Below are 22952 nucleotides of genomic sequence, written 5' to 3' on the forward strand. Positions count from 1 at the left end.
CTACTCGTCGTCGTCTTTCTCTTCAGTAACCTTGTCCATCGTCTCTTTGAACAGGGCGTTGATCTCGTCGTCGTCTTCAGAATCTTCGTCGTCGAGGATGTCGTCGGGGTCGGGCGAGACTCCCTCGAACATTGGGTCGTCCTCGCCGTCCGGGTCCGGCGTCGGCTCCTCCGCTTGCCCCGCTTCTTGGCCTTTCTCAGGAACAGCCTCTTCGACATCTGTAACGGCTTCCTCCGGATCGACCCCGTCGCCATCTGCAGATTCTCCAACTTCCGTGTCCTCTTCGTCACCCACCCCTGCGCTGTCTTCTTCAGCCTCGGCGTCGTCTCCGATGGCCTCCGCATCCTCATCCGTCTCGTCCGATTGATCGGTTGCTTCGGCGTCCCCCGCAGTCTCGAAACCAGCACTCTCGTCGACGGTCCGGCTTCCCGTGTCTTCCGCCCCAGTCGCAGACTCGAACCCTGGTAGCTCGAACTCGTCGCCCTCCGCATCGGCGTCCCCGTCCTGCTTCTCAGTGCTCATCGGTCCCGTCTCGCTAGCAGTGTCGTCCACGCCCATCTCGAACCCGCCGGTTTCCGATTCCGAGTCGTCCACGCCCATCTCGAACCCGCCAGTTTCCGATGCGGAATCCTCTACACCCATCTCGAACCCGCCAGTTTCCGATTCCGAGTCGTCCACGCCCATCTCGAACTCGCCGGATGCAGGATCGGCCGTCGACGTCTCCGAGTCGGTCCCGTCGAGGTCCGCTTCCTGCTCCTCAGCCGAGACGTTGTCCTGATCGGCCGACTGTGACGGCTGGTCGTCTCTCTCGTCCTGCTCGGGGTCCTCCTCCCGGACCGACTGGTCTCTGGTCGCGTCGCTATCGTCAGCGCTCTCCTCCGACACGGGGGAGCGGCTACCGCCTCCGCACTCTGCGTCCCGTCCCTGTCGCTGGTGGCGGTCGAATGCCCGTCCGCTTGCTCGGCTGACGCCTCTTCCGGAGACTCCTCGGCAGGCCCCCGAGCGACTGCATCGGTCGGTTCGGACTCCGTGGTGGCCGATTCGGGTGCTGGCTGGGCGCTCACTGCGTCGTCCCCGGCGTGGGCGGCTTTCGCACTACCGTCGTCCTGGAGTGGGTCGTCAGCCTCACCTGTTGCTGGCTCTCCCTCCTCATCTATCACTGGCTCTGTCTCCTCGTTTGCCGCCGACTCTGCTTCCCCCTGCTGTCCGACGCCTCTGACTCCTCTTCGACAGCCGCTTCGGACGTCGCGCTGGCGGGCAGTACAGGCCCGGTCAGCCCGCCAGATCCGGAGAGGCTCCCGGCGAGTTGCCAGTAGACCATGGCGGCGTCGCTGTCGGGGTCGTACCGGAGCACGGACTGGCCATCGGCCGCGGCCTCCCGGACCGCGTCGTCCTCTGGGACGACCGCGAGCGTTTCGGTCTGGAGTCGTTCGGTCACGCCGACCATGTCGACCGCCTGTACCGACGGCACGCGCGAGAGGATTGTCCCGCGGATCCGACAGCCGTGATATCGGACGACTGTCGCTGTCTTCGCCGTCTCAGCGAGGTCCTCCTCGGCCGATCCCGAGACGAGGATGGCCTCGTCGGCCAGTTCGAGCCCCATCGCAACCTCGACGCCGCCGCCGTGCCCGAGGTCGAGCAGTACGAAGTCGTAGCGCTCGCGAAGGGTGTTCGCCGCCCGAACGAGTCGGTGGGTTCGGACGTCCGTCGTCGTCGGGAGTTCCTCGGCCAGTAGATACTCGACGCCGTGTGGCCCGTCGATCATCGCCTCGTCGACGCTGGCATCGCCGCGCAGTACGTCTCTGAGGCCCGCTCCCCCTCCGGCAGGTCGAGCACGTCCTGAACGCCGCTACCGGCGAAGGTGGCGTCGACGACCGCAACGCGCGTCGCGGTTTCGGCCATCGAGCCTGCAACCGACGCGGCCGCCGTTGTCGTTCCGATCCGGTCGCGTCCCCCCAGGAGCGCGAACACTGTTCCTGTCATTGAAATGGCTATCGCCACCATCCACCGTCAATGTTGCCCTGCTGAGGAGCACGAGAGAGGGTCGCCGCGGCATCTAATATAACATTTCGGGTAGTTACTCCTCGCTGACGCGCCCGCTCGTCACGAAAAACGGGACGACCTCGCGACGAGAGTACTCGCCCGCCTGCATCTGCTCGATGACGTCACGGCCCATCGCGCGCCAGGAGTTTCGGAGTCGTTCGTAGCTCTCGGCGGTCAGTCCCCCGGCCAGCATCTCGGCGCGGTCGGCCGCCAACCCGTCCCCGGTCGCTTTGCGCTTCGCGGCGTCGAGGTCGCGCTGGGAATAGGGGGCGGCGACGGTCCGTTCGTGGTCGTAGCGCGTCGTCGTGACCCGGGCGAGGCCCTCCTGCTCGAACAGCGAACTGGTCCCGCTCCCGCCGAGCGTGACGTCGGTCCCGACGCCGTCGAGATACGCCTCGCGAGCGCGGCAAGCGAGTCGGGCCTCGGACTCGACGCTCGATTCGACCGTCACCGCACCGTTGTCCGGTTCGACCGCCGCGACGCGCTCGCTGGCGACACGGGCGAACTCCCTGACTGCGACGGCTGGCTCGGGGAGATTGATCAGGAGCGCCTGACAGACGACGAGGTCGACGGCGTCGTCGACAAAGGGAGTCGCGTCGCGTCGCCGGTAACCGGCGTGGCGTGCTCGCGTGCGGATGCAAGAAGGGAGACGTCGGCGTCGAGACCGACTATCTCCGCACCGCTCTCTTCGGCGAGGACACGCGACAGTTCGCCAGTGCCACAGCCGACGTCGAGGATCCGGTCGCAGTCCTGCAGGTCGAGGTCCGCCAGCGCCTGCCGTGAGTCGTCCCACATCCCCGCACGGGTATCCCGCAGATACGACTCGGAGAACTCGCGCACGGGGAGTACTGGGCCGGGCAGGGTAAAAAGCGGGCCGATCCGGACCGCGGGCGCACAGCGAACCTCCCGGTCCCCGTCAGACCGATTCGGTTGCCCGTTCCCGTTTCGGATCCGGCACCTTGGTCGCCATCACGACGGCGTCGTGGAGGTTGTGGGTATCGATGACTAGCTCTGTCAGCGTGCGAATCTGAAAGCCGCGTTCAGCTCTCGCCCGTAACACCGGGCGTATAGCTGTAGCCAATCGTCGAGCGCTCGGTGGAGCAGTTCCCACTCCCGCTCGGAGAACGCGGCGAATTTCCCACCACTCCGTCCGTCGATGTACAGCGAGACGAGTTCGCCGACGCCGTCCCGCAGGTACTCCTGGCCCTGCTCCGGCGCTGGTACCGTTGTCGGCGGGGCGAACGTCTCGCGCTCACGGCGCGCACGCCCGGCCAACCGCTCGATACGCTCGCGATGTTCGGACGCCATCAGCCCTCCCTGTACTCGACGCCCTTGCCGCCGCTCGGGTGTTCCCACTCCGTATCGGCGACGATGGCGCAGGTCCCACACTCGACGCAGGGCTGGGTGTCGAGGCTGACGACTTTCTCGGTGTCGCCGTTCGTTTTGATCTCCTCCTCGCGGTAACAGCCGCCACCGTAGTCCTTCGCGCTCACCGGACAGGCCGTGACGGCGGTGCCGCTGGCCTCGAAGGTGCTATCGATGAGTTCGATATGTGGGTCACCGACGTTGTAGGTCAGATCGCCGATCCGATCACCGAGTTCGGGCGGTTCGATCTCGTCTTCGGCCTCGACCGGCGTCCCGAGTTCCTCGCCGATGATCGTCGGCACCGTGACGTATGTGGTTCGGGTGTCGGGGATCATCCCGAGCACGAACGGGGAGTTGAACAGCCGTTCGGCCGTGTCGTCGAACGCGCGGATCCCGGCCCGGCCGATCGGCGAGTTCAACAGTTTGTTGCCGACCGAGGTGACGAAATCGCTCTCGGAGACCGCACTGGTCAGTCGATAGCGAGTCGGGCGAAGTTTGTCCATCACGCCCTCGCTGTTGAGTTTTTGTTCGTAGAGTGCGCCCGCCTGCGAGGCGTCGCCGCGGGTTCGCGCCTCGGCAAAGGCTTCGGCGGCCAGTCCACCCGCCGAGACGGCGTGGTTCATCCCCTTGATGATCGGCCCCTGGGCCTGCATCTGCCCGGCGGCGTCGCCGACCAGCAACAGTCGACCCCGGTGAGGCGACGGATGGGCAACCTTCTTCGAGTCGGGGACGAGTTTGGCCGAGTACTCCCGTTCCTCGTACTCGCCCTGGAGATACTGGTCCAGTACGGGATGGGTGAGCAGACTATTCAGCAGTTCGTGCGGTTCGGCCTCCTCGGCGGCGAGCGAGTCGAGGTGGAACACCGTCCCGATAGATAGCGAGTCCTCGTTCGTGTAGAGGAACCCGCCGCCCCGGACGCCCTCGAACAGGTCGCCCGAGAAGAGGTGTGCTGCGCCTTCGTCCTCGTCGATATCGAAGCGCTCGTTGATCACCTCTGGCTCCATGTCGACGACGGCTTTGACGCCCTGGAACCACTCATCTGGTTCGTCCCAGTCCATCAGTCCCGCGTCGCGAGCGAGTTCGGAATTGACGCCGTCGGCCGCGATTATGACGTCGGCCGTGATCGGATCGAGTTCGTCACAGGTCACACCGACGATCTGTCCGTTCTCGCGGAGCAGTCCGTTGACTCGCACCTCCGTGAGCACTCCACCGCCGGTCTCTCTAGTCTTCTCGTGCACCCGCTCTGCGAGCCACGAGTCCATCTCCCGTCGCAGCACCGAATCACACCACGCCGTGTCGTGCTCGTGAACGCCCCCCAGATCGAACGTCTTGACCTTGTTCCCGGCGATGTTGTGGATGTAGTTCTCGTCGACGGGACGTTCGGACGCCTGCTCGCGAAAGTCGGGGAACAGGCTGTCGATAGTGTACGGCGCGGACTCTTCGGCGTAGATCAGCCCGCCGGAGACGTTCTTCGAGCCAGCATCGACGCCGCGTTCCAGTACGAGCGTCTCGACACCCTGCTCGGCGAGGGCGGCCGCCGCCGCGGCACCGCCCGGTCCCGCGCCGACGACGATGGCCTCGTAGTGTTCGTAGTCTTCAGTCATCGGTCTCACCCCCAGTGGCCGGCACGCCTGCATCGACGATTGCCTCGGCGGCGTCGCCGGTCTCCAGTGCGTTGATCAGGTTCGGAAGCACCTCGAAGAGATCGCCGTGGATGAAGTAGTCCGACCAGTCACGGATATCCGCGTCGGGATCGGTGTTGATCGCGACGATCGTATCCGATTCGTCACAGCCGACCTTGTGCTGAATCGCCCCCGAGACGCCCGCGGCGATGTACAGATCCGGTTCGACCTCCTGACCGCTCTCACCGATCTGGCGGTCCTCGCCGGTGTAGCTCTCGACGTGACCCTCGAACTGGAACGAGGAGGTGATGATCCCCCGCGTCAGTCCGAAGGCGGCGTCCTCGAAGGCGTCGGTCAACTCCAGTCCGAGTTCGATGCCGCGCGTCGGATCCCGGCCGATCCCACGACCGACGCAGACGACGACTTCGTGATCGGTGAGGTCGACACCACTCTCAGCTGATCGTACTCCTCGACCTCGACGGGTAGCCAGTCGTCGTCGAGTTCGAGGTCGTGATCGATCAGTTCGCCCTCCCGCTCGTAATCGGGATCGGGTATCTCGAACTTGCCCGGGATCACCGACGCGCCCTGTGGGTGGAACTCGCGGCGTGGCGAGTCCAGACAGAGGATCGTCGAGTACTCGAACCCGGAGAAGTCCGGGCGGGGCATGTGCAGGACGCGCTCGAACCGTTTCTTGCCCCCCTCGCCGCCGGTCTTGGCGGGGTTGCTGATGACGACGTCGTCGATATACAGGTCCGAACAGTCACTGGCCAGCCCCGAGTCGAGTTCGGCCTGTACCAGCGCCGAGAGGTCCCGTCCGTTGTTCGTCGCCGGGAAGACGACGTACCGGGGTTCGTCGTAGTCGCGCCACTCCTCCTCGTGGCGGTCCTCGCGGACGTAGGGGTGACCCGCACGCCGGGCCATATCGCAGTAGATCTTGGTATAGGGTTGGTGACGGAACCGTTCTAGTTCGGAGTCGTCGTAGTAGATGGCGACATCCGCGCCGTAGGCGATTGCCTCCTCCGCGATCCCCTCGATATCGGAGCCGATCACGACCGCAACGACGTTTTCGTCCTCGTCGTACGTTTCGTTGTAGCCGTCCATCAGTTCGCGGGCCTTGCCCAGCAACTCCTTCGAGACGTCGACGAGTTCGCCGCCCTGCGTCTCGCAGTAGACCCACATGTCTCGATACTCGCCGTCCTCGACCGAGTGGACGTACTCCTTGTCCGCCGTCGGATGATCGAGATGGGGATGGGCCTCTTCCGGTGGCTCGATCTCGATCTCTGCTTGCTCGCTGCCCAGCACGGAGTCGAGTTGCTGTTCGATCAGACGGAGCACCGTATCGCGCTCCTCGGCGGCTTCCTCCGCGTCGCGAAGCTCTTCGAGCCGTTCGGGATCGTCGATATCGCGGATCAGGTTCGCCGCATCGGCCGTACTTAGCTCGGTGACGTCTACGTCTTCGTCGCCGTCCCCGGTGTCCTCGGTTAGCGTCTCGATTCGGCTCTCGATGAGCGTCTTGACCGGGACGCGATCCTCGCCCTCCCCTTCGAGTTCGAGCATCGCCTCCAGTTCGTCGACGTCCTCGATGTCGTTGACTTTCGGTCCGAGTTCGGAGATGTCGTGTTCGGTTGGATCTATCTCTACCATGATCAGTCACCTCCCGCCTCTGCGGTAGCGGCCGCATGGGGACGCAGTTCCTCGAGCAGTTCGTCCATCGACTCCTCCTCGGCCGGATCGATCTCTTTGGCCTCCCGTTCGGAGGGCGCTTTCGGGATCGGATCGACCCCCTGAACGATCGTCGGCGAGCCATCCAGCCCGATATAGTCCGGATCGAGGTTCAGTTCCTCGTGATCCCAGACCGTCAGGTGATCCTCGAAGGTCTCGGCACGTTCCTGTGTCTCCTCGCGGAGATCCCGGTGTTTCAGCCGATGTTCGGCCCGGCGATACACTGGCTCGAACTCGGGGTCAGTGACGATGACTGCGGGCATCGGCGCTTCGACAGTCTCGATCTCTTCGATGTCGCCTTCGACGAGGCGTTTCGCCCGGACCCGTCCCTCGTCGGGGTAGACCTCGAGCGAGATGACGTGCGTAACCAGCGGCCAGTCCAGCGCCCAGCAGGTCTGGGGGCCGGTGTGGCCCGTCTCTCCGTCGGCGGTCTTGAACCCCGCAAAGACCAGATCCGGCTGCTCGTCGAGGTTCTGTATCCCGGTCGCGACCGTAATCGCAGTCGCCCATGTGTCGGCCGCCGCCATCTCTCGGTCCGAGAGCAAGAACAGTTCGTCGGCGTACACCGACTCCATCCCCTCCCGGAGGATGTCCTTGTAGCCTGGCGGCCCCATGCTCATCAGCGCAGAGGTTCCGCCGTTTCTGACCTTCGTCTGGAGGGCGGCTTTCAGTGCGAACTCGTCGTTCGGGTTCATCACTGTCGGCGTATCTCCACGTTCGAGATGGCCGTCCTCGTCGAACGAAACCGCTCCCTCACTAAAATCCGGTACTCCCTTGGTTAGCGTTAGTGTGTACATTGGTATCTATTACCGTGTCAGATGCGTCTCTGAGTCCCCCGCGAATCGGTTCTACGACCGGCCGGCACGCCCGGCGTCGACGTCAATTGCGTCGACAGGACAGACGTCGACACAGAGCATACAGTCGATGCACTGTTCTTCCTGTGCTGGATCTGCCTTGATCTCGCTCTCCGGATGGCCCGGCGTGTCGACCCACTCGAAGACGTCTACCGGACAGTCCTCCAGACACGCACCGTCGGCGAGACAGATGTCGAAGTCGACGGCGACGTGTGTACCGTGGATTCCTAACTGGTCGGGTTCCTCTACTGGTCCCCAGACGTCGTGGTCATTGTGCTGGTCGACCACGTCCCGGTTCTGCTCGAAGTTTGAATCTATGGCCATTGCTATCTAGTATGGAGTTGTGGTGGTTACTTAAATCTTAGATTAAAGACCAACATATTCCGGGCGGGTATTAGTCCAGTGGTACACGGCCGACCCGAACGTTTGTGCGTGATGCACCCGTCGGTGTAGCCGATGAACGACCGTGAGGTCTGTAGCGAAGCGGGCTGTGACCGGCCCGCTGCCGTGTTGCTCCACATCCCGTGGGCCGAGAACAGGGCCGTCTGTACGGCTCATGCGCGAGTCCTCGCCCGACAGGACGGTGTCGTCGCAGAGCCAATAGAGGACGCCGCGGAGGACTGGCAGTAGTCACTCCTGGTCGCGCGAGACGTCCTGTTTCAACTCTACTTGCCCGCTTGCCCGCATCGATCCGTCGACAGTGGCGCCCGATTCGAGTTCGAGGTCGCCACAGGAGACGTCGCCGAGCACTCGGGCGTCGTCAGCGATGGCGACAGTGCCGTTTCGGGTGGTCACATCGCCGTGGATCCGCGTGCCCGACCCGATGAGGATATCTTCGCGCGCGCGCAAACTGCCGAAGACGTTGTTCTCCTCGCCGACGGTGATCGACTCCGCGCGAACGTTTCCGTGGAGCCGACAGTCGTCGCCGATCCGTGCCGGCGTCGAGACGCGCCAGGCGTCGTCGCTGACAGTCGCGTTCCGGGGCACGAGCAGTGGGTCTTGATCGGGGTCTTCGCTCTCGGCAAACTCGCCGAATAGCTCCTCGGCGGCTTCCTCCTCGCCGAGTCGGAGCAGTTGCGAGAGGTAGATAAACAGGAACACGATGGTCGGCATCGGATTGCGGATGACGATCCATCCGTTCGCCTCGAACCCTTCCTCGATGTCGACGTCGTCGCCGATATCGAGGTCACCACTGACCATCAACTGACCGCCGACGTGGACCCGCTCGCCGAGATAGGCGTCGCGGCCGACGAGGACGTTGCCGGCGACGTCACACCACATATCGAGTCGGCAGTCCGCTTCCGCCTCGATATCCCCGCCGAAACGAACCCCTCTCCCGCGAGGACGTTCCGGCCGCGGACACCGAACTCGACCGTACTCCGCCCCCCGACGACGACGTCCCCGCCTGTTACCAGATCATGCTCTTCGACGGTGGTACCGTCGGGGATGGATAGTTCGTCCAGCGGATTCGATCGCAGCGACACACCACCTGGTTTCCCCCACGAATATTAAACCCACGGCGGGCGTCCGACGGGCGTCAGACAGACGCCATTCTGCACACTTTTACCTTCGAGGCCCCGATTTGTTCTCATGACTACACTCGCGTTCGACGAACAGGGTGTCGACGTCGTCTACGAGGGCACCGAGTTCAGACTGGAGCGGGAACTGATCGAGAAAGCGACCGAAAAGAGCTACTTCGACGTAACCGATCACGAGGTGCTTCAGATGGTCGCCTCGAACCCGGACCTGCAGGGCGAGCCACGGCGGATCGGCGACGTCGTCGACCACCGCTGAGACCGGGCCGGACAGGAATGACTCATTATCGCCGTCCGGGGCTATCGGATCGTCGTCCGCGAGGACGGCAGCGTCGACGCGGAGCAACTGGACGCCTTTGTCGCCGACGACGGTAACGACGGAGAGTTTCGGGTGTAACCGTTCTGCGACGAGTCCTGTCGGAACGAGTGTGAATAAAGATCAGTCGAAACCACTGCCTCTTTATCTCGGGAGGTTGGATGATGTTGGAGAGACTGTACAGACATATATGAACGATTCATTTGGTGGCCGGACGGGAGACGACGATGACGTCGAATACGTCGCGGTGAGAGAGGACGGAACGGAGACCGGAACGCTGTTCGATCCGGACGAGGAGGACGCCTGGATCGAATCGGACGCACTCGTCTCGCTCGCCGGCGACGAGGCGTCGGGAACGCGCTTCGACGCCGAGACGGGCACGTATCACATCGAGTACGACTGGCGCGACGCCATGCCGATGAGCATGATCATCGTCATGGTGGTCGCCGATCTGGAGGGGACGGACCCGATGAAGCTCTCGCCGCTCTACGATTCGCTCGATCCGGAGCTACTGGACACGCTGTTTAGTCCGCGGTCGGACGGGACGCTCGCAGTCGGCGAAGTGACGTTTACGTTCGAGGGCCACCACATCCACGTCCACAAACACGGCCACATCAGCGTTCGCCCGCCCGAGGCGCTCGACGAATGAGTGTCTCCGACGCCTGAGGTCGTCGTAGCGGTCGGCGGCCGACTCGAAGGCCAGTTCGTCGCGCTCTTTACTCCGACGTCCTTCGGCTTCGACGAGCGCCTCCGGATCCGGCGAGACGTCGTCGGTGACCCGTGCCCACGAGTCGTGGACCTTCGCATGGCACCACCGACACAGATACACCGTTATTTCGTGGCGTAGCTCCTCCCCATCGCCTGCATACGAGAGGTGATGTTCTTCCAGTAGCGGGCGTTCGTCGTCGTGGGCGACCCGCCGCTCTTCGAGGCCACAGCGAAGACACTCGCGGTCGTGGTTTCTGGATCGGAACTGTGGACAATCGGCCCAGTCCCAGTCGTCGCCGTCGGCAACCGGGCAGGCGAAATCGTCCGCCCGTCGTTCCCGTGCGAACTCGGGGTCCTGTTCGGCATACTCGAAGGCGTACCGACAGCGGCCGTCGTCGGTGACGAAGTCACAGATCTCGACGTGTTCGTACGGGTCGTCGACGCCGACTGACGTCCCGGCGGGCGTCTTCTCCATATCACCGGTCGGAGGCGAACACTGTTGAACGTTACTCCCCGACGTGTTCGATCTCCTGCATCAGCGTGTAGATGTTCGACCGTTCCTGACCCAGCGCGGCGGGGTGTGCGCCGACCGCGATGATCAGGTCGTCGCCGCTCGCGACGGTGGTGACGTGGATGTAGATGTCGACCTGCTCGCCCTCGAACTCGGCCGTGGTCTCGAAGGTGCTGATGCTCACTTCCTCGCCGAGCACGACCTCTTCCCTGCTGTCGACCTGTTCGACGTCGTCCAGCCCATCGTACTCGTCACCGAGTTGGCCCTGGAACTCCGAGAGGAGTTCGTCGTGTGATAGCTGGCCGATCGGGTTGAGCGATTGGCCCGCTATCTCGGCGTTCGGCGTCGACACGACCGCGAACGTCGCCGCCTGTTGGGAGTCACCCTGAACGGTCAGATCATTCTGGTACGTGTTGATCCAGTTGCCGACGATTACCCGGCGCTCGACTCCTGCCGCTTCGACGGTCTCGTCTATCGTCAACTCCTCCGTATTTGCGTGGCTGTACTCCGTCTCCTCAAGTCCGTTATCGCTGACGGAGGCTTCCGATGCGGTGAATTCGACGGTATCGCCGGAGATCAGGTCCATACAGCCCGCCATCGAAGCCAGCCCGACCGCGGCTCCCGTCAGTACGGCGCGTCGTCCCAATTTCATAGTGGTAATAAGCCGGTCAGTATATAAATCCTTTCTGGCAACAAAACTGATGTAAAGCGCACTGATCCGCGATGTCAGTCGAGACGTGTCTGCTCGCTGTCAAGCGTTTCGACTGTCACCGTATCGGTGGTCAGATCGAACTCAACGACGCGGGCGACGTGGTCGGCTACGGGCGTACCGACCGATATCGCCGGAACGAGATGCGGAGCAACGAGGACCTTTAGTCCCAGTCGACGACGGGCGTCTCCGATCGGCTGTACTCCTGATAGGCTCGCTGCATCGCGCTGACGGCTTCCTCGAAGGAGTCCCCGCCCGCAAGTTCTGCCCGAACACGGTCGAGTTTCCACGTGCTCGGTGTCGTCCGTTGCTCCCAGCGCGCTTCTGGGGATCGATGTAGCGTTCGACGACATCTTTCGGGACGTCCTGAGCCGCTAGCCCTGCCCGAGCGAGCGAGAACAGTTCGTCGTAGATGTCGTCTTTTTGTTGGGTGCGCTCCCCATCGGCAGTGACCCACGCGAGGTCGGCATCGATTCCGTCGGCGACCGCCGCGTAGAAGCTCTCTTCGGCGGCCTCGTGATCAAGCGTCGCGAGCGGGTGGTCGGTCGCGACGATACCGCGGAGCAGGCCCGCGACGAGCACTTGCAGGCCGACGTTGCCCGCGACGGTTGGCTGGGTGGGGAGAGGACGATACTCGATCCGGATCGACCGACGGTCGCCGCCGCCGACTGGCTGGCCGCCGACGACCGAGCGGACCCAGCGCCAGTAGGTTCCGCGCTTGTGGTCGAACTCCCAGAGCCGACCGTCGATGGTCGTCCGGTCGTCGTCCGCGACCCACTCGCGGAGGAACGGAGCACAGGTCGGATCGTCGAGGAGGTACTCCAGCGTGTCGGCAGTTGTTCCGATATCGCCGGGGACCCGAACCTTGTTCCAGGCGGCGTTGATCGATTGCTCGAAGGCCGGGATCCGGAGTTCGTGGTGGGTCTCGTCGAGCAGGCGTTCGGGGTCGTCGACGTCGTACAGATCGACGGGCAGCAGCGGCGAGTTCGTCACCAGCGCCAGCACGGGCCCGAGGGTCCGGATCGCGGCATTGTAGTAGGCCGGCAGGTCGTCGGCGTCCGGTAGCTGGAGATGGGGCTGGATAGAACTCGTCAGCGACTCACAGAGGATCGACGGGAACTCCACGTCCGCGCCCGGCACGGAAATCGGCACGCTCCCGTCGGTCTGCTGGAGTATCTCGTTGTCAAGCGCGTAGTAGCGAGTCGATTCAGTCATGTTTCGGGCTATCGTCACGCCGTCCTCGGAGGCCACGTCGCCGAGGTACGAGCGGGTCCCTTCGGCGGGCGGGACGGCCCACATCGCGTCGAGCACGATTTCGGCCCCCGATTCGCGAGCCACAGCGCGTGCGGCTTCGAGACTGGAGCGGAGTTGGTCCGCCTGTGCCGCGATCCCGTCTTCGTCAAAAGGCGTCGGATCGGTATGTAGTTCGGCGTTGTGGAGGCCGAGTTCGCGGTCGCAGGGCGCGTCGAACACGTCGTCGGGAAGCCGAACAAGCCCGCCATCGTCCATCGCGTACGCCTCTATCTCGATACCGAGCGCGAAACCCGGATTGTTCAGGTCGCCGCCCTCCAGCATGTCGGCAACCGTCGACGCCTGTCGTTCGACGCGCTCGTCGAACGTCTCTGCGGTCGCCGGCAAGAGCGACCGCAGGATCAGATCGGTGTGATCAGTCATTGTGGTCGTATTGGACGCCCACGTCATAGCCCTTCGGCATCGGCGCGACGGCCGGACGTCGGACAGTCCACTCGAAGCCACAGTCTGTCGCGCCGCCAGCGCTCATCTATCCGCTCTCGAAGGCCCGCCATATAGTGAGATAACCGACCGAGGGAGGCGGGATGCCCTCACGGTGATTTCCCAACCCCTTTCCGGAGAGAGCCCCCATATACGGCCATGTTGCAACTGACTAGCGACGAGTGTCCGCGCACGAACGGTATGCCGATGCTCGGTCTCGGAACGTGGCAGAACGAGGACCCGGAGCAGTGCGCCGAGAGCGTCCGAACGGCGCTGGAGACGGGCTATCGACATATCGATACCGCGCACCTGTACGGCAACGAGGAGGCCGTCGGCGAGGGGCTTGCTCAGGCCGATGTTCCCCGAGAGGACGTGTTCCTCGCGACGAAACTCTGGTACGACGACCTCTCGTACGAGGACGCCCTCGCGTCGACCGAGGAGCGCCTCGACGTACTCGGCGTCGACTATCTCGATATGCTGTACATCCACTGGCCGGTCGATACGTACGATCCCGAGGAGACGTTCCTCGCTCTCGAGGAACTCCACGAGCGCGGCCTGATCGAACGCGTCGGAATCAGCAACTTCGAGCCAGAAGACATGGAGACGGCCGCAGAGGTCTGTGACGTGCCGATCTTCGCCAACCAGGTCGAGTGCCATCCGTTCCTCCCGCAGGAGGAGGTCCGGGCGAAAGCAAAGGAACTCGACATGGAGGTCGTCGCCTACTCGCCGCTCGCTCGCGGGGCCGTCTTCGAGTCTGAGACGCTGACCGAGATCGCCGAGGCAAACGACGCCAGCGCAGCGCAGGTCAGCCTCGCGTGGCTACTCGAAAAGGGTGTCACGCCGATCCCGAAGGCGACGAGCAGCGCGCACATTGAGGACAACTGGGGCGCGCTTGCGCTCGACCTGAGCGACGAGGAGATAGCCCGCATCGACGCCATCGAGGCGGTCGACCGGAAGGTCGATCCCGATTTCGCGCCGTGGAACTGTTCGATAGCCGGAAGCTTGAAACCGGATCGCTCGTTCTGTATTCCGTATGAGTACGCGGTTGTCAGGAGGTGGCGGGCTAGTCGGTGCGATCAGGATCGACCTCCAGCGGTTACACGAAAGCTGGATGGAACTCTTGTTCCCGCGCCAGCGGGGACCGGCCACTCCGTGCTCGGGAAGTGGACGCCGAACACGACGAGTGGCTGGATCGGCTACCGGCTCTGGTCCGCCATCGGTGTGCCGATCGTCGCGGTGCTGTACCCGCTGGCGCTGTTCGGCTTCATGCTCCGATTCTACTCGACCCGGATCGATCGGGTCGCCGCAGGGCTCGGCGTCGTCGGCGTCGTCGTCATCGCGGCGCTGGTCTGGGGCGTGCTGACAGTCCTCGCCCACCAGGCGTTCAGCACCGACGGCTTTCTGGCGGTACTGGCGGCCGGAATCGTCGCGACAGTCGCCGCAGGACTCGCCGTCGTCACCTCGCAGTCTGGCGGCCGCCCCGTCTCGGTCGTCTTCGCGTACCCCGCCGCGATGACCGCGCTCTTTCTCCCGCCGGTCGTCGCCGCGCTGTTCTCGCCGACGATCGGTGATGTCATCCTGTCGGGCAGTGACTCGCTCGCGATCTGGCTGCTCGACACCGTCCTTAGCGTCGGCGGGATCGACCAGTGGCTCTCCGAGCAGTATACGCTCGCCGGGGCGGCCTATCTCGGGATGTGGTTCGGTATCGCCGTCCCGCTCGGCTGGGTAATCGGCTCGATGGTGACGCTTGCCGAACTCGTCCGGCCGTCCTGAATCCTCCCTGTCTCGGTATGCTTAGGAGGCAGCAGTACTGACGCCCCAGTATGGAGTTCGATCTGACCAAGACCGTCGCAGCGTTCCTCCTGATCAACGCGATCGGCGTCGGCGCGCTGATCGGTGCACCGATGATGGAAACGGACACGATCCTGATGATGGTACTGCCCTCGATGCTCGCCTTCGGTGCGATCACGCTCTCCCTCGGCGTCAAGTACGGCGAGTACCGGGCGACTACGGCCTGATTCTCGCGACCGAGAGTGTCTATCAGCGGACCTGATCCCGTCAATTATTTCCCCGCGTAGAGCCACCCTCGGAGTATGTTCGGAGGAGGTGGCGGTGGCATGGACCCCCGCAAGATGAAGCAGATGATGGAACAGATGGGCGTCAACATGGAAGACCTGGACGCCGAAAAAGTGATCATTCAGACCCCCGACGCCGATCTCGTCTTCACCGACGCCGAGGTGAACAAGATCGACGCGCGCGGCCAGGAAACCTACCAGATCGTCGGTTCGCCCGACGAACAGGAACCCGGCACTGCCGGCGGCGACGCGCCAGCCGTCGAGAGCGGTGACGCAAGCGGCGTCCCCGAGGAGGACGTCGAAATCGTCGCGATGCGCACGGGTGCGAGCGAGGACGACGCTCGCGAAGCGCTCGAGGACAACGACGGTGACCTCGCTGCCGCAGTCGACCAGCTGAGTGACCGTTCTCGTCGTTCGCGGGAGCAGACAGTTCCTCGTCGAACCCGGCGAGGAGCAAGGCACCGATCTGGGCGTACTGGCGGTGCCGGAAGACGTCGAGCCAGGCGATACGATCGAGACGCATCTCGACGAGGAGTTTCAGGTCCGGCGTCTGCGCGGCCCTGACCTGTTCAACCACATGGAGCGCACCGGCGCGCCGATGATGCCCCGGGATATCGGGCTGATCATGGGCCACGTCGGCGCTGGTAGGGGCGACCGCGTGCTGGACGCCGGGACCGGAACCGGCGTACTCGCCTCGTATCTCGGCCGAGCGGGTGCGGACGTCCTGACGTTCGAGCAGGATCCCGGATTCGCCGAAGTGGCCCGCGAAAACATGGAACTGGCCGATGTGAGCGATACCGTCGAAGTGCGGGCGGGCGACGTGACCGAGTTCATGACGGATTGCGAGGAGCGATTCGACATCATCACGCTCGACACGGAGGACGCCCCAACGGTCGTCGAGCAAGCCCCGGAGCTACTCGCACAGGGAGGGTACCTCGCTGTCTACTCGCCGTTCGTCGAGAACACTCGCGAGGCCTGTCGCACTGCACGAGAGGTCGGCCTCTCCGACGTCGTCACGCAGGAGACCATCCAGCGCGAGATGGATTTCGACGACCGCGGCTCCCGGCCCTCGACCGCCGGTGTCGGTCACACCGGCTATCTGACGTTCGCGCGCAACGTCTGAGCGACCGCACTCATTCTACGGAGCGGATCAGATCCAGCAGTTCGTCGCGCCACTTCGCTGGCGTAGCCTCGACCCCGTCCAGATCGGCAGTCCGTGGGTGTGCACCGCCGGCGATCCGAAAGCCGTCACCGAGCCAGATGGCAAGCCAGCCCTCGACGCCGACCGAGTCGCTCTTGCCGTCATACCGACCCCGATAGCCCAGTAGCGTGGCACGGTCGCCGCTCTCGACGCGCATGCGCTGGCGGGTCGTCCGGTCGACATCCTCGATGCCGCGCTCGGCCAGGTCGGCGGCGAACGCCCGTTTCGCTTCTGCGATCACCGTCGGCCGGACCATCTGTCCCAACCCCGGTCCGAGCGACGGTGAGAACGAGAGTCGTGTCGCGAAGAAAAAGCGGACTGTCGCGTCGCCGAACGCGTCGCGCAGTCGTTCGCGCAGATCTGCATCCTCGTAGACGAGCGTTCGCCCGGTGACGGTCAGCGTCGGCATGCGGAACCGGGTCTCGACGGTGTCTTCGATCTGTTCCCACCCGTCGTCTTCGAGTCGGTCGGCCGGGACCGTGGGCGGCGGCGGATCTGCCATCGAGTGTAGTTTTCTCCCTACCTACTTGAGGATTGGCGCGGCTATGATCGCCGTCGCAGGAGGCGTCGAGAAGTCGATGCGTTAGTGGTCGTCTTCGCGCCACTTGTGCTCGCACTCGGTACAGACGAAAAAGCGCGTCTCGGACTCGTCGGCCGCCCGGATCTGCTGCATATACCAGTGCGCACGGTCGTTCTCACAGTTCGGACACCGGGCGTCCGTCGTCGGCAGACCGCTCTCGCCCTCGCCCGTTTCGATCACTTCGCTGACCTCCTGATCGGTGGTGACGACGTAGTTCGCATCGGGGTTCTTCGGCTGTTTGTTCCCGCAACTATCACAGATCCACAACTCCTCGTCGGCTTTCATCATCGAACCGCACTCGTCGCAGAACTCCATTGGTACACAGGACTACACCAGTGACGAGTGATAAGCCCGGCGTTTGGCCGGTTCCAGCGACGGAGACCTGTCGTCGCTCTTGTGTTCTGATAGCAAACGACAACCCTCCGACACCCCTTTACTTATTCACTCCTGAGCGTAATTATGGATAGACTTCGGACAGTAGCATCCGTCTTTATCGTTCTCGTTCTCCTCGTTGGGGGTTAGGTCTGGCCACGGCCGTCCCCGACGCGCGCCTGATCGTCGACGACGCCACGGTGACGCCGGAGACCCCCGATCCCGGCGAGACGACGACCGTCGACCTGAGCGTCTCTAACTCCGCCGGAAGCGGGGAGCCCGTAACCATCGACAGCGTCACTCTCAGCGACGAGGAACGGGTGTACGCGACCGCTGAAAACGTGAGCGCCCTCTCGCCCGGCGATAGCGTCACAGTGCCGCTATCGACCGCGTTCGATGAGGCCGGCGTCCACGAACTGACGGCCACGGTGAACGGCTCCTATGCCGACACCGACGACGACGGTGAGCAGATCACCGAAACGGTAACGATCACCTACCCGGTGACCGTCGTGGTCGGCGGCGTCGACGCCGATGGCATCAAGGACGACGTGCAGGTCGACGCGCAGGCAGTCGACGCGAGCAGCATCGAGGACGACGAGGAAGAGCCCGCAGCAGGGGTCGACCTGAACGTCGGCGACCTCGGCGGCGCGCTCGGCGGGGCGAACATTCAGCAACCGGACGACGGAGAGGAGGAAGAGGATTCGGCCGACAGGGTCGGTGACCGGCTGTTACGGATCGAAGTGACGAACTTCGGGACCGCGACTGCCCGCTCGGTCGTCGTCGAACCGGCGGCGAACGAGAGCGACCTGCCGCGACTCCCGGTCGCGGATCTCGAACCGGGCCAGCAGGAGATAGTCTACGTCGACCTCGCTCGGATCGAGAAGGCAAGCACCGTGGACGTGACCGCGCGGTACACGCTGGGAACGGAGCGTCTCACGAGTGCAACGGCCTACGAGTACGCGCCAGAGCAGGTTCCGTCCGCGGCGCTCCAGTTCACTGATCTCGATCTAGTCACCGACGGTGACGTCGTCAAAATATCTGGCAACGTCGCGAACGTCGGGACGGCAGGAGCCAGCGGCGCTGTCGTCGCGGTCGAAGAGAGCGAGGGGTCGACCCGATCTACCCCCAGCGTAGCTACTTCGTCGGTGCCGTCCCCGAGAGCGATTTCGTCGGATTCGATCTGACCGCAAGCGTCGACGCGAACGCGACCGATAGCGTCCCCATCACGGTGACGTATCTGGATGACGGCGTCGAACAGGAGCGAACTGTCGAGCTAGATTACGTGCCGCGCGAGCAGGCGTCCGGCGAGGACGGACGGACTCTCTGGCCGTTCGCTCTCGCAGGTAGTGCTGCCCTCCTGGTGTTCGGCGGCGGCGCACTCGTCTGGAGGCAGTAGAATGGACGCAACTGAGGCCCCACAGTCCGCGACTACGGATCCCGAAAGCGTGCCGGCGCTGGCGCTCGACGCGGTGACGAAACGCTACGAGAGCGGCGCAGAGACGGTCATCGCTCTCGACGACGTAGACCTGCAAGTCGAACGCGGCGAGTTCGTCACCATCATGGGCCCCAGCGGTAGCGGGAAGTCGACCATGCTCAACGTGCTCGGCTTGCTTGACGAACCCACGACCGGCACAGTCAAAATCGACGGGCAACTGACCGGGGACCTCGCGGACGACCGGCGGACGACGATGCGAAAGGAACTGCTCGGCTTCGTGTTTCAGGATTTCTATCTCCTGCCGACGCTGTCGGCGGTCGAGAACGTCACGCTTCCGACCATCTTCGGCGACGGGCCGCCCCGCCGCGAGCGAGCGATCGACCTCCTCGAACGCGTCGGACTGGCTGACCGACTCGATCATACGCCGACGGAGCTAAGCGGCGGCCAGCAACAGCGGGTCGCAATCGCCCGCGCCCTGATCAACGAGCCACGGATCCTGCTGGCCGACGAGCCAACGGGCAACCTCGACGTGGACACCAGTCGGCAGGTGCTCGACGAACTCTCGGCGATCACGAACGACGGCGTCAGCGTGATCGCGGTGACACACGACGAACTCGTCACAGACTACACCGACCGAACCGTCGAGTTGTTCGACGGACGAGTACGATGATCGAGGCTCACACCGGAGGTGAGTCCGTGTGGTGAAGTTCCCCGCAATCTTCGTCGCACGCCGGAACCTCTCGCGGAACCGGTTCCGATCGATCCTGGCCGGCCTCGGCATCCTCATCGCCGTCGTCGCTATCGCCGCCCTGGGAATCTTCGGGAACGTCCTCTCACTGGGTGCGGCCGACGCGCTCGGCGACATCGGCAACGAAGTCGTCGTGACGCCGAACGCCGACGAGGGGTACGAGGAGATCAGTCAGCGGCAGGTCCAGTCGATCGAGCGCGTCACCGACGACGTGACGGTTGCACCGATCAAGACGCAGCGAGGGTTAGTTACCCGCGGCACGGCATCGACCGCGTCGCAACTGTTCGGGATCGAGGATCCCGCCGCTATCTACGAGGCCGCGGAGGGACGGTTGCCGGACAGACACACGCAGGGAGCGATCCTCGGGAGCAGCGTCGCCGAGCAACTGGAGGCAGGCGAGGGCAACGTCGTCACTATCGAGGAGACGACCTACCGGGTGATCGCCGTGCTCGAACCGGTCGAATCGTTCGGCCCGCTCTCGGCGGATGACGCCGTCTTGCTGCCCGAGAGCGCCGTCGGCGGCAGTGGCTACGAACAGGTCGTCCTCCGCGGAGGAGGCTGGCGCAACGTCGGGCGCGGCCGAAGCCGTCAGAGGCGAACTCAACGCCCGCGAAGAGCGGATCGACGTCTTCGAGCTATCGGAAATCACCGACGAGATCGACGAGTTCTTCTCGCTGCTACAGAGCTTCCTGCTCGGGATCGGTTCGATATCGCTGGTGATCGCCGGCGTGAGCATCCTGAACGTCATGCTGATGAGCACCGTCGAGCGCCGCGAGGAGATCGGTGTCATGCGGGCAGTGGGCGTCAAGAAAGGGGAGGTGCTCCGGATGATGCTGATCGAGGCCGGGCTTTTGGGGCTGGTCGGCGCGGTCGGCGGCGTCGTCGTCTCGATACTGCTGGCCGCTGGACTGTATCTGGGAACGACCGTTGGGCTGGATATCCTGCTGGACCCGACCAACCTGTTCTATCTCGCGCTGGCGTTCACGTTCGGTATTGCGGTGAGTCTACTCAGCGGCCTCTATCCTGCCTGGAAGGCGGCGAGCGAGCGCCCGGTCGACGCCCTCCGGGATTAAGCTAGCCGTCGCCCTCCGACTGAAACGGCTCGCCGACTGCGCCCCGTGGCAGCGTGTTGTGAAGCCCGGTCGTCAGTGCATCCGGCGACTCATAGCTCTCTCCCGGCATCCCGGCAACGAGGTCACCGAGGTTCTCCTCGCCGTCTGCAAGCTGGAGCGTGACGTCGTCGAGTTCGGCCGCCGCCTCCGCCGGCGTCACCGGATAGTCGAGTTCGTCGAGCAGTTCGTCAAGATGACTGAGTCGGACCTCGCGTCCCATAGATGGTGGACGTGACCGAGTGACATACGTCTATATGCTGGGATGCATGACAGTTCCGTCGGAGCCAGGGGTGAGATTCAGAACTGGCAAGTACCACGGCATCGATAGCACGACTCGATGACGCTTTCGGAGGAAGCTCGCGACCGTCTGGCTGATATTGTAGAGCTACAGCCGACGAAGAACGGTGAGTTACAGGAGCGCTGGGGGATGGAAAGCGGCAGCGAGGTGCACAGCTATCTCGAATCGGAGCTATCAGATTACTACTACCGCGACGACAACAGCCTGATCCGCGCGACGAGCGAGGCAAACGACCTCGTCGACGTCGAACCGGGGATCGAGTCGGACGAGGACGACGTACCGAGCCTCGTTCGGGTCCCTGAACTGCAGGCGCAGATCCTCGACGTGCTGGCAGGCCCCGACGAGCGGTCACAGAGCGTCGTGTCCGTGCTCCATGCGGTCCGGGACGCCCACGATGTCGATCCGGACACCGAAGCGGTCCGCTCGGCTCTGCAGAGTCTGCGGCGTAAGGGGGTCGTCGACGTCATCTACCGGAGTGTCCCGACGTTCCGGCTGGCGCTCGACCGTGAGGAACTAGATGTCGAACAATCCGATTGAGCCCGATTATAACGTTTTCTCCGGCGGACCAACCTCGTTGCTCTCCTTGCGGATCTGCTCGATGGTCTCCCAGTGTTCTCTGGCGGGGTCGCTCGGCTCGTAGACCGCGCCGTACTCGTCGTCGGTCTTGGAGACGACATCGTGTTGCAGGAGGACGTCGAGATGATGTCTCACGGTCGTGTAATCGAGATCAAGCGCCTCCGCGAGCTGGTTCGCGTTTCTCGGCCGGTCGTCGAGTGCCTGAACGAGTCGGATTCGGTTTGGGCCACCACGACTCCTGCCGAAGACGTACCAGAGCTCGGAGTTCATCTGCCGCGAGTTAGTGGGTGATCCGACATAAGTACAAACTGAATACTCGATCCGGGGCAGAGCCGCCTGCTCCGTAGGCCAGGGTTTGTGAGGACAAGCCAATCATACCGGAGAGAATTAGGAGAGAAACGGGGCAGAGTTCGGAAATGCTTGAAACGTACGCATTTCCCACGTGTATACGTCGTTATGAAACCAGATAGAGGAAGACGTACGATTCTAAAAGCGACCGGTGGAGCGGTACTGTTCGGTACCCTCGCAGGGTGTACCGACGGTGGCGATGGGAACGGCGGAGAGAACGGCGAGGAGAACGGTGGAGAGAACGGCAACGAAACCAACGGTGGGGAGAACGGCAACGAAACCGACGGGGAGAACGGGGAAGAAAACGGCGAGGAGAACGGCGAAGAGGAGAACGGCGAAGAGGAGAACGGCGGAGAAGAAGAGACGGCGATGCTCAGGGTGGCGCACCTCTCGCCCGACGCTCCGAACGTCGACGTCTACGTCGACGACGAACTGACGCTCGAAGACGTTCCGTTCGGCGGGGTCAGTGATTATCTGGAACTATCGCCAGCCTCCTACGCGATCCAGATCACTGCGGCCGGCGACCAGGAGACAGTCGTCTTCGACGAATCCGTCGAACTTACCGCAGGCGCGTTCACCGCGGCCGCAATCGGCGAACTCGCAGAGAACGCGTCCCAGGCCTTTGCAGTACAGGTTTACGAGGACGACCTCTCCGATCCGGGCGAGAACGCACGGATCCGTGCCGTCCACGCGTCGCCTGACGCCCCGAACGTCGATATCGCGGCAGGCGGAGACGTCCTGCTCGAAGACGTCGCGTTCGGCGAGGCCGGCGCGGTCGAAGTGCCGGGCGGCGAGTACACCCTCGGAATCCGGGAGACCGGCGCGGAGGAAGCAGTCGCCGAGTTCCCGGCCACAGTCGAGGCTGGGATGGTCTACTCGGCCTTTGCCGTCGGCTATCTCGCACCAGGAGAGGCTCCTGCCGACGAGGCCTTTGACCTCCTCCTCACTGTCGACAACGAAGGCATGGATAGCGGGATGGAGAACGGTGAAGAAAACGGTGGCGGGAACGAGACTGACGATAGCTGAAGTAAACTGCATCCTTAGCGACGCTCGTCGTCAGTAACCGGCAACGAGATACGAGTCGCGCTCGG

General features: G+C 63.8%; 24 protein-coding genes and 8 pseudogenes. 15 read left to right on the forward strand and 17 right to left on the reverse strand.

From position 1 onward, the window contains the following. The 9 genes and pseudogenes from ACFQH2_RS14155 to ACFQH2_RS14195 all read right to left on the reverse strand — a co-directional run bounded on the left by ACFQH2_RS14155 (window position 1) and on the right by ACFQH2_RS14195 (window position 7930). Entirely contained in the window at window positions 1-885 is an 885-nt protein-coding gene (locus ACFQH2_RS14155) for a hypothetical protein (RefSeq protein ID WP_377076862.1), read from the reverse strand. Window positions 886-1156: 271 nt separating this feature from the next. Further along, a complete protein-coding gene (locus ACFQH2_RS14160) occupies window positions 1157-1765 on the reverse strand; it encodes a MinD/ParA family ATP-binding protein (RefSeq protein ID WP_377076863.1) in 609 nt (202 codons plus the stop codon). Beyond that, the gene (locus ACFQH2_RS14165; protein WP_377076864.1) at window positions 1762-1983 is read right to left on the reverse strand and encodes a hypothetical protein; all 222 of its coding nucleotides are present in this window, start codon (window positions 1981-1983) and stop codon (window positions 1762-1764) included. Before ACFQH2_RS14165 ends, ACFQH2_RS14160 begins: the two co-directional genes overlap by 4 nt. Window positions 1984-2077: 94 nt before the next feature. Further along, window positions 2078-2883 (reverse strand): annotated as a pseudogene (locus ACFQH2_RS14170) (class I SAM-dependent methyltransferase). A gap of 174 nt (window positions 2884-3057) precedes the next feature. Next, window positions 3058-3351 carry a hypothetical protein gene (locus ACFQH2_RS14175; protein WP_377076865.1) on the reverse strand — a complete coding sequence of 98 codons (294 nt, stop codon included), beginning with the start codon at window positions 3349-3351 and terminating at the stop codon, window positions 3058-3060. Further along, on the reverse strand, window positions 3351-5012 hold the full coding sequence (locus ACFQH2_RS14180) for an FAD-dependent monooxygenase (RefSeq protein WP_377054657.1): 1662 nt from the start codon (window positions 5010-5012) through the stop codon (window positions 3351-3353). Before ACFQH2_RS14180 ends, ACFQH2_RS14175 begins: the two co-directional genes overlap by 1 nt. Then, window positions 5005-6674 (reverse strand): annotated as a pseudogene (locus ACFQH2_RS14185) (electron transfer flavoprotein subunit alpha/FixB family protein). The gene ACFQH2_RS14180 and the pseudogene ACFQH2_RS14185 overlap by 8 nt, the downstream one beginning before the upstream one ends. A 2-nt stretch (window positions 6675-6676) precedes the next feature. Further along, window positions 6677-7549, reverse strand: a complete 873-nt coding sequence (locus ACFQH2_RS14190; protein ID WP_377054661.1) for an electron transfer flavoprotein subunit beta/FixA family protein — start codon at window positions 7547-7549, stop codon at window positions 6677-6679. Between the two features lie 51 nt (window positions 7550-7600). After that, window positions 7601-7930 (reverse strand): 4Fe-4S dicluster domain-containing protein, encoded by a 330-nt coding sequence (locus ACFQH2_RS14195; protein WP_377054663.1) that lies wholly within the window; start codon window positions 7928-7930, stop codon window positions 7601-7603. 132 nt (window positions 7931-8062) lie between these two features. Here ACFQH2_RS14195 and ACFQH2_RS14200 point away from each other — a divergent pair, with 132 nt between their 5' ends. After that, the gene (locus ACFQH2_RS14200) at window positions 8063-8236 is read left to right on the forward strand and encodes a hypothetical protein (RefSeq protein ID WP_377054665.1); all 174 of its coding nucleotides are present in this window, start codon (window positions 8063-8065) and stop codon (window positions 8234-8236) included. Here the strand turns inward: ACFQH2_RS14200 and ACFQH2_RS14205 are convergent. After that, window positions 8237-9090 (reverse strand): annotated as a pseudogene (locus tag ACFQH2_RS14205) (polymer-forming cytoskeletal protein). 106 nt (window positions 9091-9196) lie between these two features. Between ACFQH2_RS14205 and ACFQH2_RS14210 the strand changes: the two are divergent. Next, window positions 9197-9400: a DUF5800 family protein gene (locus tag ACFQH2_RS14210; RefSeq protein ID WP_377054669.1), complete on the forward strand. Its 204-nt coding sequence runs from the start codon at window positions 9197-9199 to the stop codon at window positions 9398-9400. 247 nt (window positions 9401-9647) lie between these two features. Further along, window positions 9648-10106 carry a HalOD1 output domain-containing protein gene (locus ACFQH2_RS14215; protein ID WP_377054671.1) on the forward strand — a complete coding sequence of 153 codons (459 nt, stop codon included), beginning with the start codon at window positions 9648-9650 and terminating at the stop codon, window positions 10104-10106. An 18-nt stretch (window positions 10107-10124) separates the two neighbouring features. Here the strand turns inward: ACFQH2_RS14215 and ACFQH2_RS14220 are convergent. The 3 genes and pseudogenes from ACFQH2_RS14220 to ACFQH2_RS14230 all read right to left on the reverse strand — a co-directional run. Further along, window positions 10125-10640, reverse strand: a pseudogene (locus tag ACFQH2_RS14220) (hypothetical protein); the annotation flags it as partial. A 31-nt stretch (window positions 10641-10671) separates the two neighbouring features. Next, window positions 10672-11328, reverse strand: a complete 657-nt coding sequence (locus ACFQH2_RS14225; RefSeq protein ID WP_377054675.1) for a DUF6517 family protein — start codon at window positions 11326-11328, stop codon at window positions 10672-10674. Window positions 11329-11469: 141 nt separating this feature from the next. After that, window positions 11470-13059 (reverse strand): hypothetical protein, encoded by a 1590-nt coding sequence (locus ACFQH2_RS14230; RefSeq protein WP_377076866.1) that lies wholly within the window; start codon window positions 13057-13059, stop codon window positions 11470-11472. 216 nt (window positions 13060-13275) lie between these two features. Between ACFQH2_RS14230 and ACFQH2_RS14235 the strand changes: the two are divergent. The 5 genes and pseudogenes from ACFQH2_RS14235 to ACFQH2_RS14255 all read left to right on the forward strand — a co-directional run. Further along, window positions 13276-14100: pseudogene (locus tag ACFQH2_RS14235) on the forward strand (aldo/keto reductase); the annotation flags it as partial. 49 nt (window positions 14101-14149) lie between these two features. Beyond that, window positions 14150-14889 (forward strand): annotated as a pseudogene (locus tag ACFQH2_RS14240) (hypothetical protein). 50 nt (window positions 14890-14939) lie between these two features. Continuing rightward, window positions 14940-15134: a DUF7333 family protein gene (locus ACFQH2_RS14245; protein WP_377054685.1), complete on the forward strand. Its 195-nt coding sequence runs from the start codon at window positions 14940-14942 to the stop codon at window positions 15132-15134. Window positions 15135-15209: 75 nt separating this feature from the next. Beyond that, window positions 15210-15587, forward strand: a pseudogene (locus tag ACFQH2_RS14250) (nascent polypeptide-associated complex protein); the annotation flags it as partial. Window position 15588: 1 nt separating this feature from the next. Then, window positions 15589-16314 (forward strand): methyltransferase domain-containing protein, encoded by a 726-nt coding sequence (locus ACFQH2_RS14255; RefSeq protein WP_377054689.1) that lies wholly within the window; start codon window positions 15589-15591, stop codon window positions 16312-16314. 10 nt (window positions 16315-16324) lie between these two features. Here ACFQH2_RS14255 and ACFQH2_RS14260 read toward each other — a convergent pair whose 3' ends face one another. Further along, entirely contained in the window at window positions 16325-16894 is a 570-nt protein-coding gene (locus ACFQH2_RS14260) for a hypothetical protein (protein ID WP_377054691.1), read from the reverse strand. A gap of 81 nt (window positions 16895-16975) precedes the next feature. Further along, window positions 16976-17287, reverse strand: coding sequence for a transcription factor S (locus ACFQH2_RS14265; RefSeq protein WP_377054693.1), 312 nt, complete (start codon window positions 17285-17287; stop codon window positions 16976-16978). Between the two features lie 239 nt (window positions 17288-17526). Between ACFQH2_RS14265 and ACFQH2_RS14270 the strand changes: the two genes are divergently transcribed. The 5 genes and pseudogenes from ACFQH2_RS14270 (at window position 17527) to ACFQH2_RS14290 (ending at window position 20600) form a co-directional block, all read left to right on the forward strand. Then, on the forward strand, window positions 17527-18528 hold the full coding sequence (locus tag ACFQH2_RS14270) for a hypothetical protein (protein ID WP_377077003.1): 1002 nt from the start codon (window positions 17527-17529) through the stop codon (window positions 18526-18528). 44 nt (window positions 18529-18572) lie between these two features. Then, on the forward strand, window positions 18573-18740 hold the full coding sequence (locus tag ACFQH2_RS14275) for a hypothetical protein (protein WP_377076867.1): 168 nt from the start codon (window positions 18573-18575) through the stop codon (window positions 18738-18740). A gap of 1 nt (window position 18741) precedes the next feature. Beyond that, window positions 18742-19449 (forward strand): ABC transporter ATP-binding protein, encoded by a 708-nt coding sequence (locus ACFQH2_RS14280; protein WP_377054697.1) that lies wholly within the window; start codon window positions 18742-18744, stop codon window positions 19447-19449. A gap of 31 nt (window positions 19450-19480) precedes the next feature. Continuing rightward, window positions 19481-19984 (forward strand): annotated as a pseudogene (locus ACFQH2_RS14285) (ABC transporter permease); the annotation flags it as partial. A gap of 67 nt (window positions 19985-20051) precedes the next feature. Next, on the forward strand, window positions 20052-20600 hold the full coding sequence (locus ACFQH2_RS14290; RefSeq protein WP_377076868.1) for an ABC transporter permease: 549 nt from the start codon (window positions 20052-20054) through the stop codon (window positions 20598-20600). Window position 20601: 1 nt separating this feature from the next. Here the strand turns inward: ACFQH2_RS14290 and ACFQH2_RS14295 are convergent, their stop codons facing one another. Next, complete coding sequence (locus ACFQH2_RS14295; protein WP_377054701.1) at window positions 20602-20859, reverse strand: hypothetical protein; 258 nt, start codon at window positions 20857-20859, stop codon at window positions 20602-20604. A gap of 117 nt (window positions 20860-20976) precedes the next feature. Between ACFQH2_RS14295 and ACFQH2_RS14300 the strand changes: the two genes are divergently transcribed. After that, complete coding sequence (locus tag ACFQH2_RS14300; protein ID WP_377054703.1) at window positions 20977-21474, forward strand: DUF5797 family protein; 498 nt, start codon at window positions 20977-20979, stop codon at window positions 21472-21474. A gap of 6 nt (window positions 21475-21480) precedes the next feature. Here the strand turns inward: ACFQH2_RS14300 and ACFQH2_RS14305 are convergent, their stop codons facing one another. Continuing rightward, a complete protein-coding gene (locus ACFQH2_RS14305; protein WP_377054705.1) occupies window positions 21481-21783 on the reverse strand; it encodes a winged helix-turn-helix domain-containing protein in 303 nt (100 codons plus the stop codon). 186 nt (window positions 21784-21969) lie between these two features. Between ACFQH2_RS14305 and ACFQH2_RS14310 the strand changes: the two genes are divergently transcribed. Then, window positions 21970-22887, forward strand: a complete 918-nt coding sequence (locus ACFQH2_RS14310; protein ID WP_377054707.1) for a DUF4397 domain-containing protein — start codon at window positions 21970-21972, stop codon at window positions 22885-22887. Window positions 22888-22952 lie beyond the last annotated feature (65 nt).

Origin of the sequence: Natronoarchaeum sp. GCM10025703, assembly GCF_042661985.1 — an archaeon.
Classification (GTDB): Archaea; Halobacteriota; Halobacteria; order Halobacteriales; family Natronoarchaeaceae; genus Natranaeroarchaeum.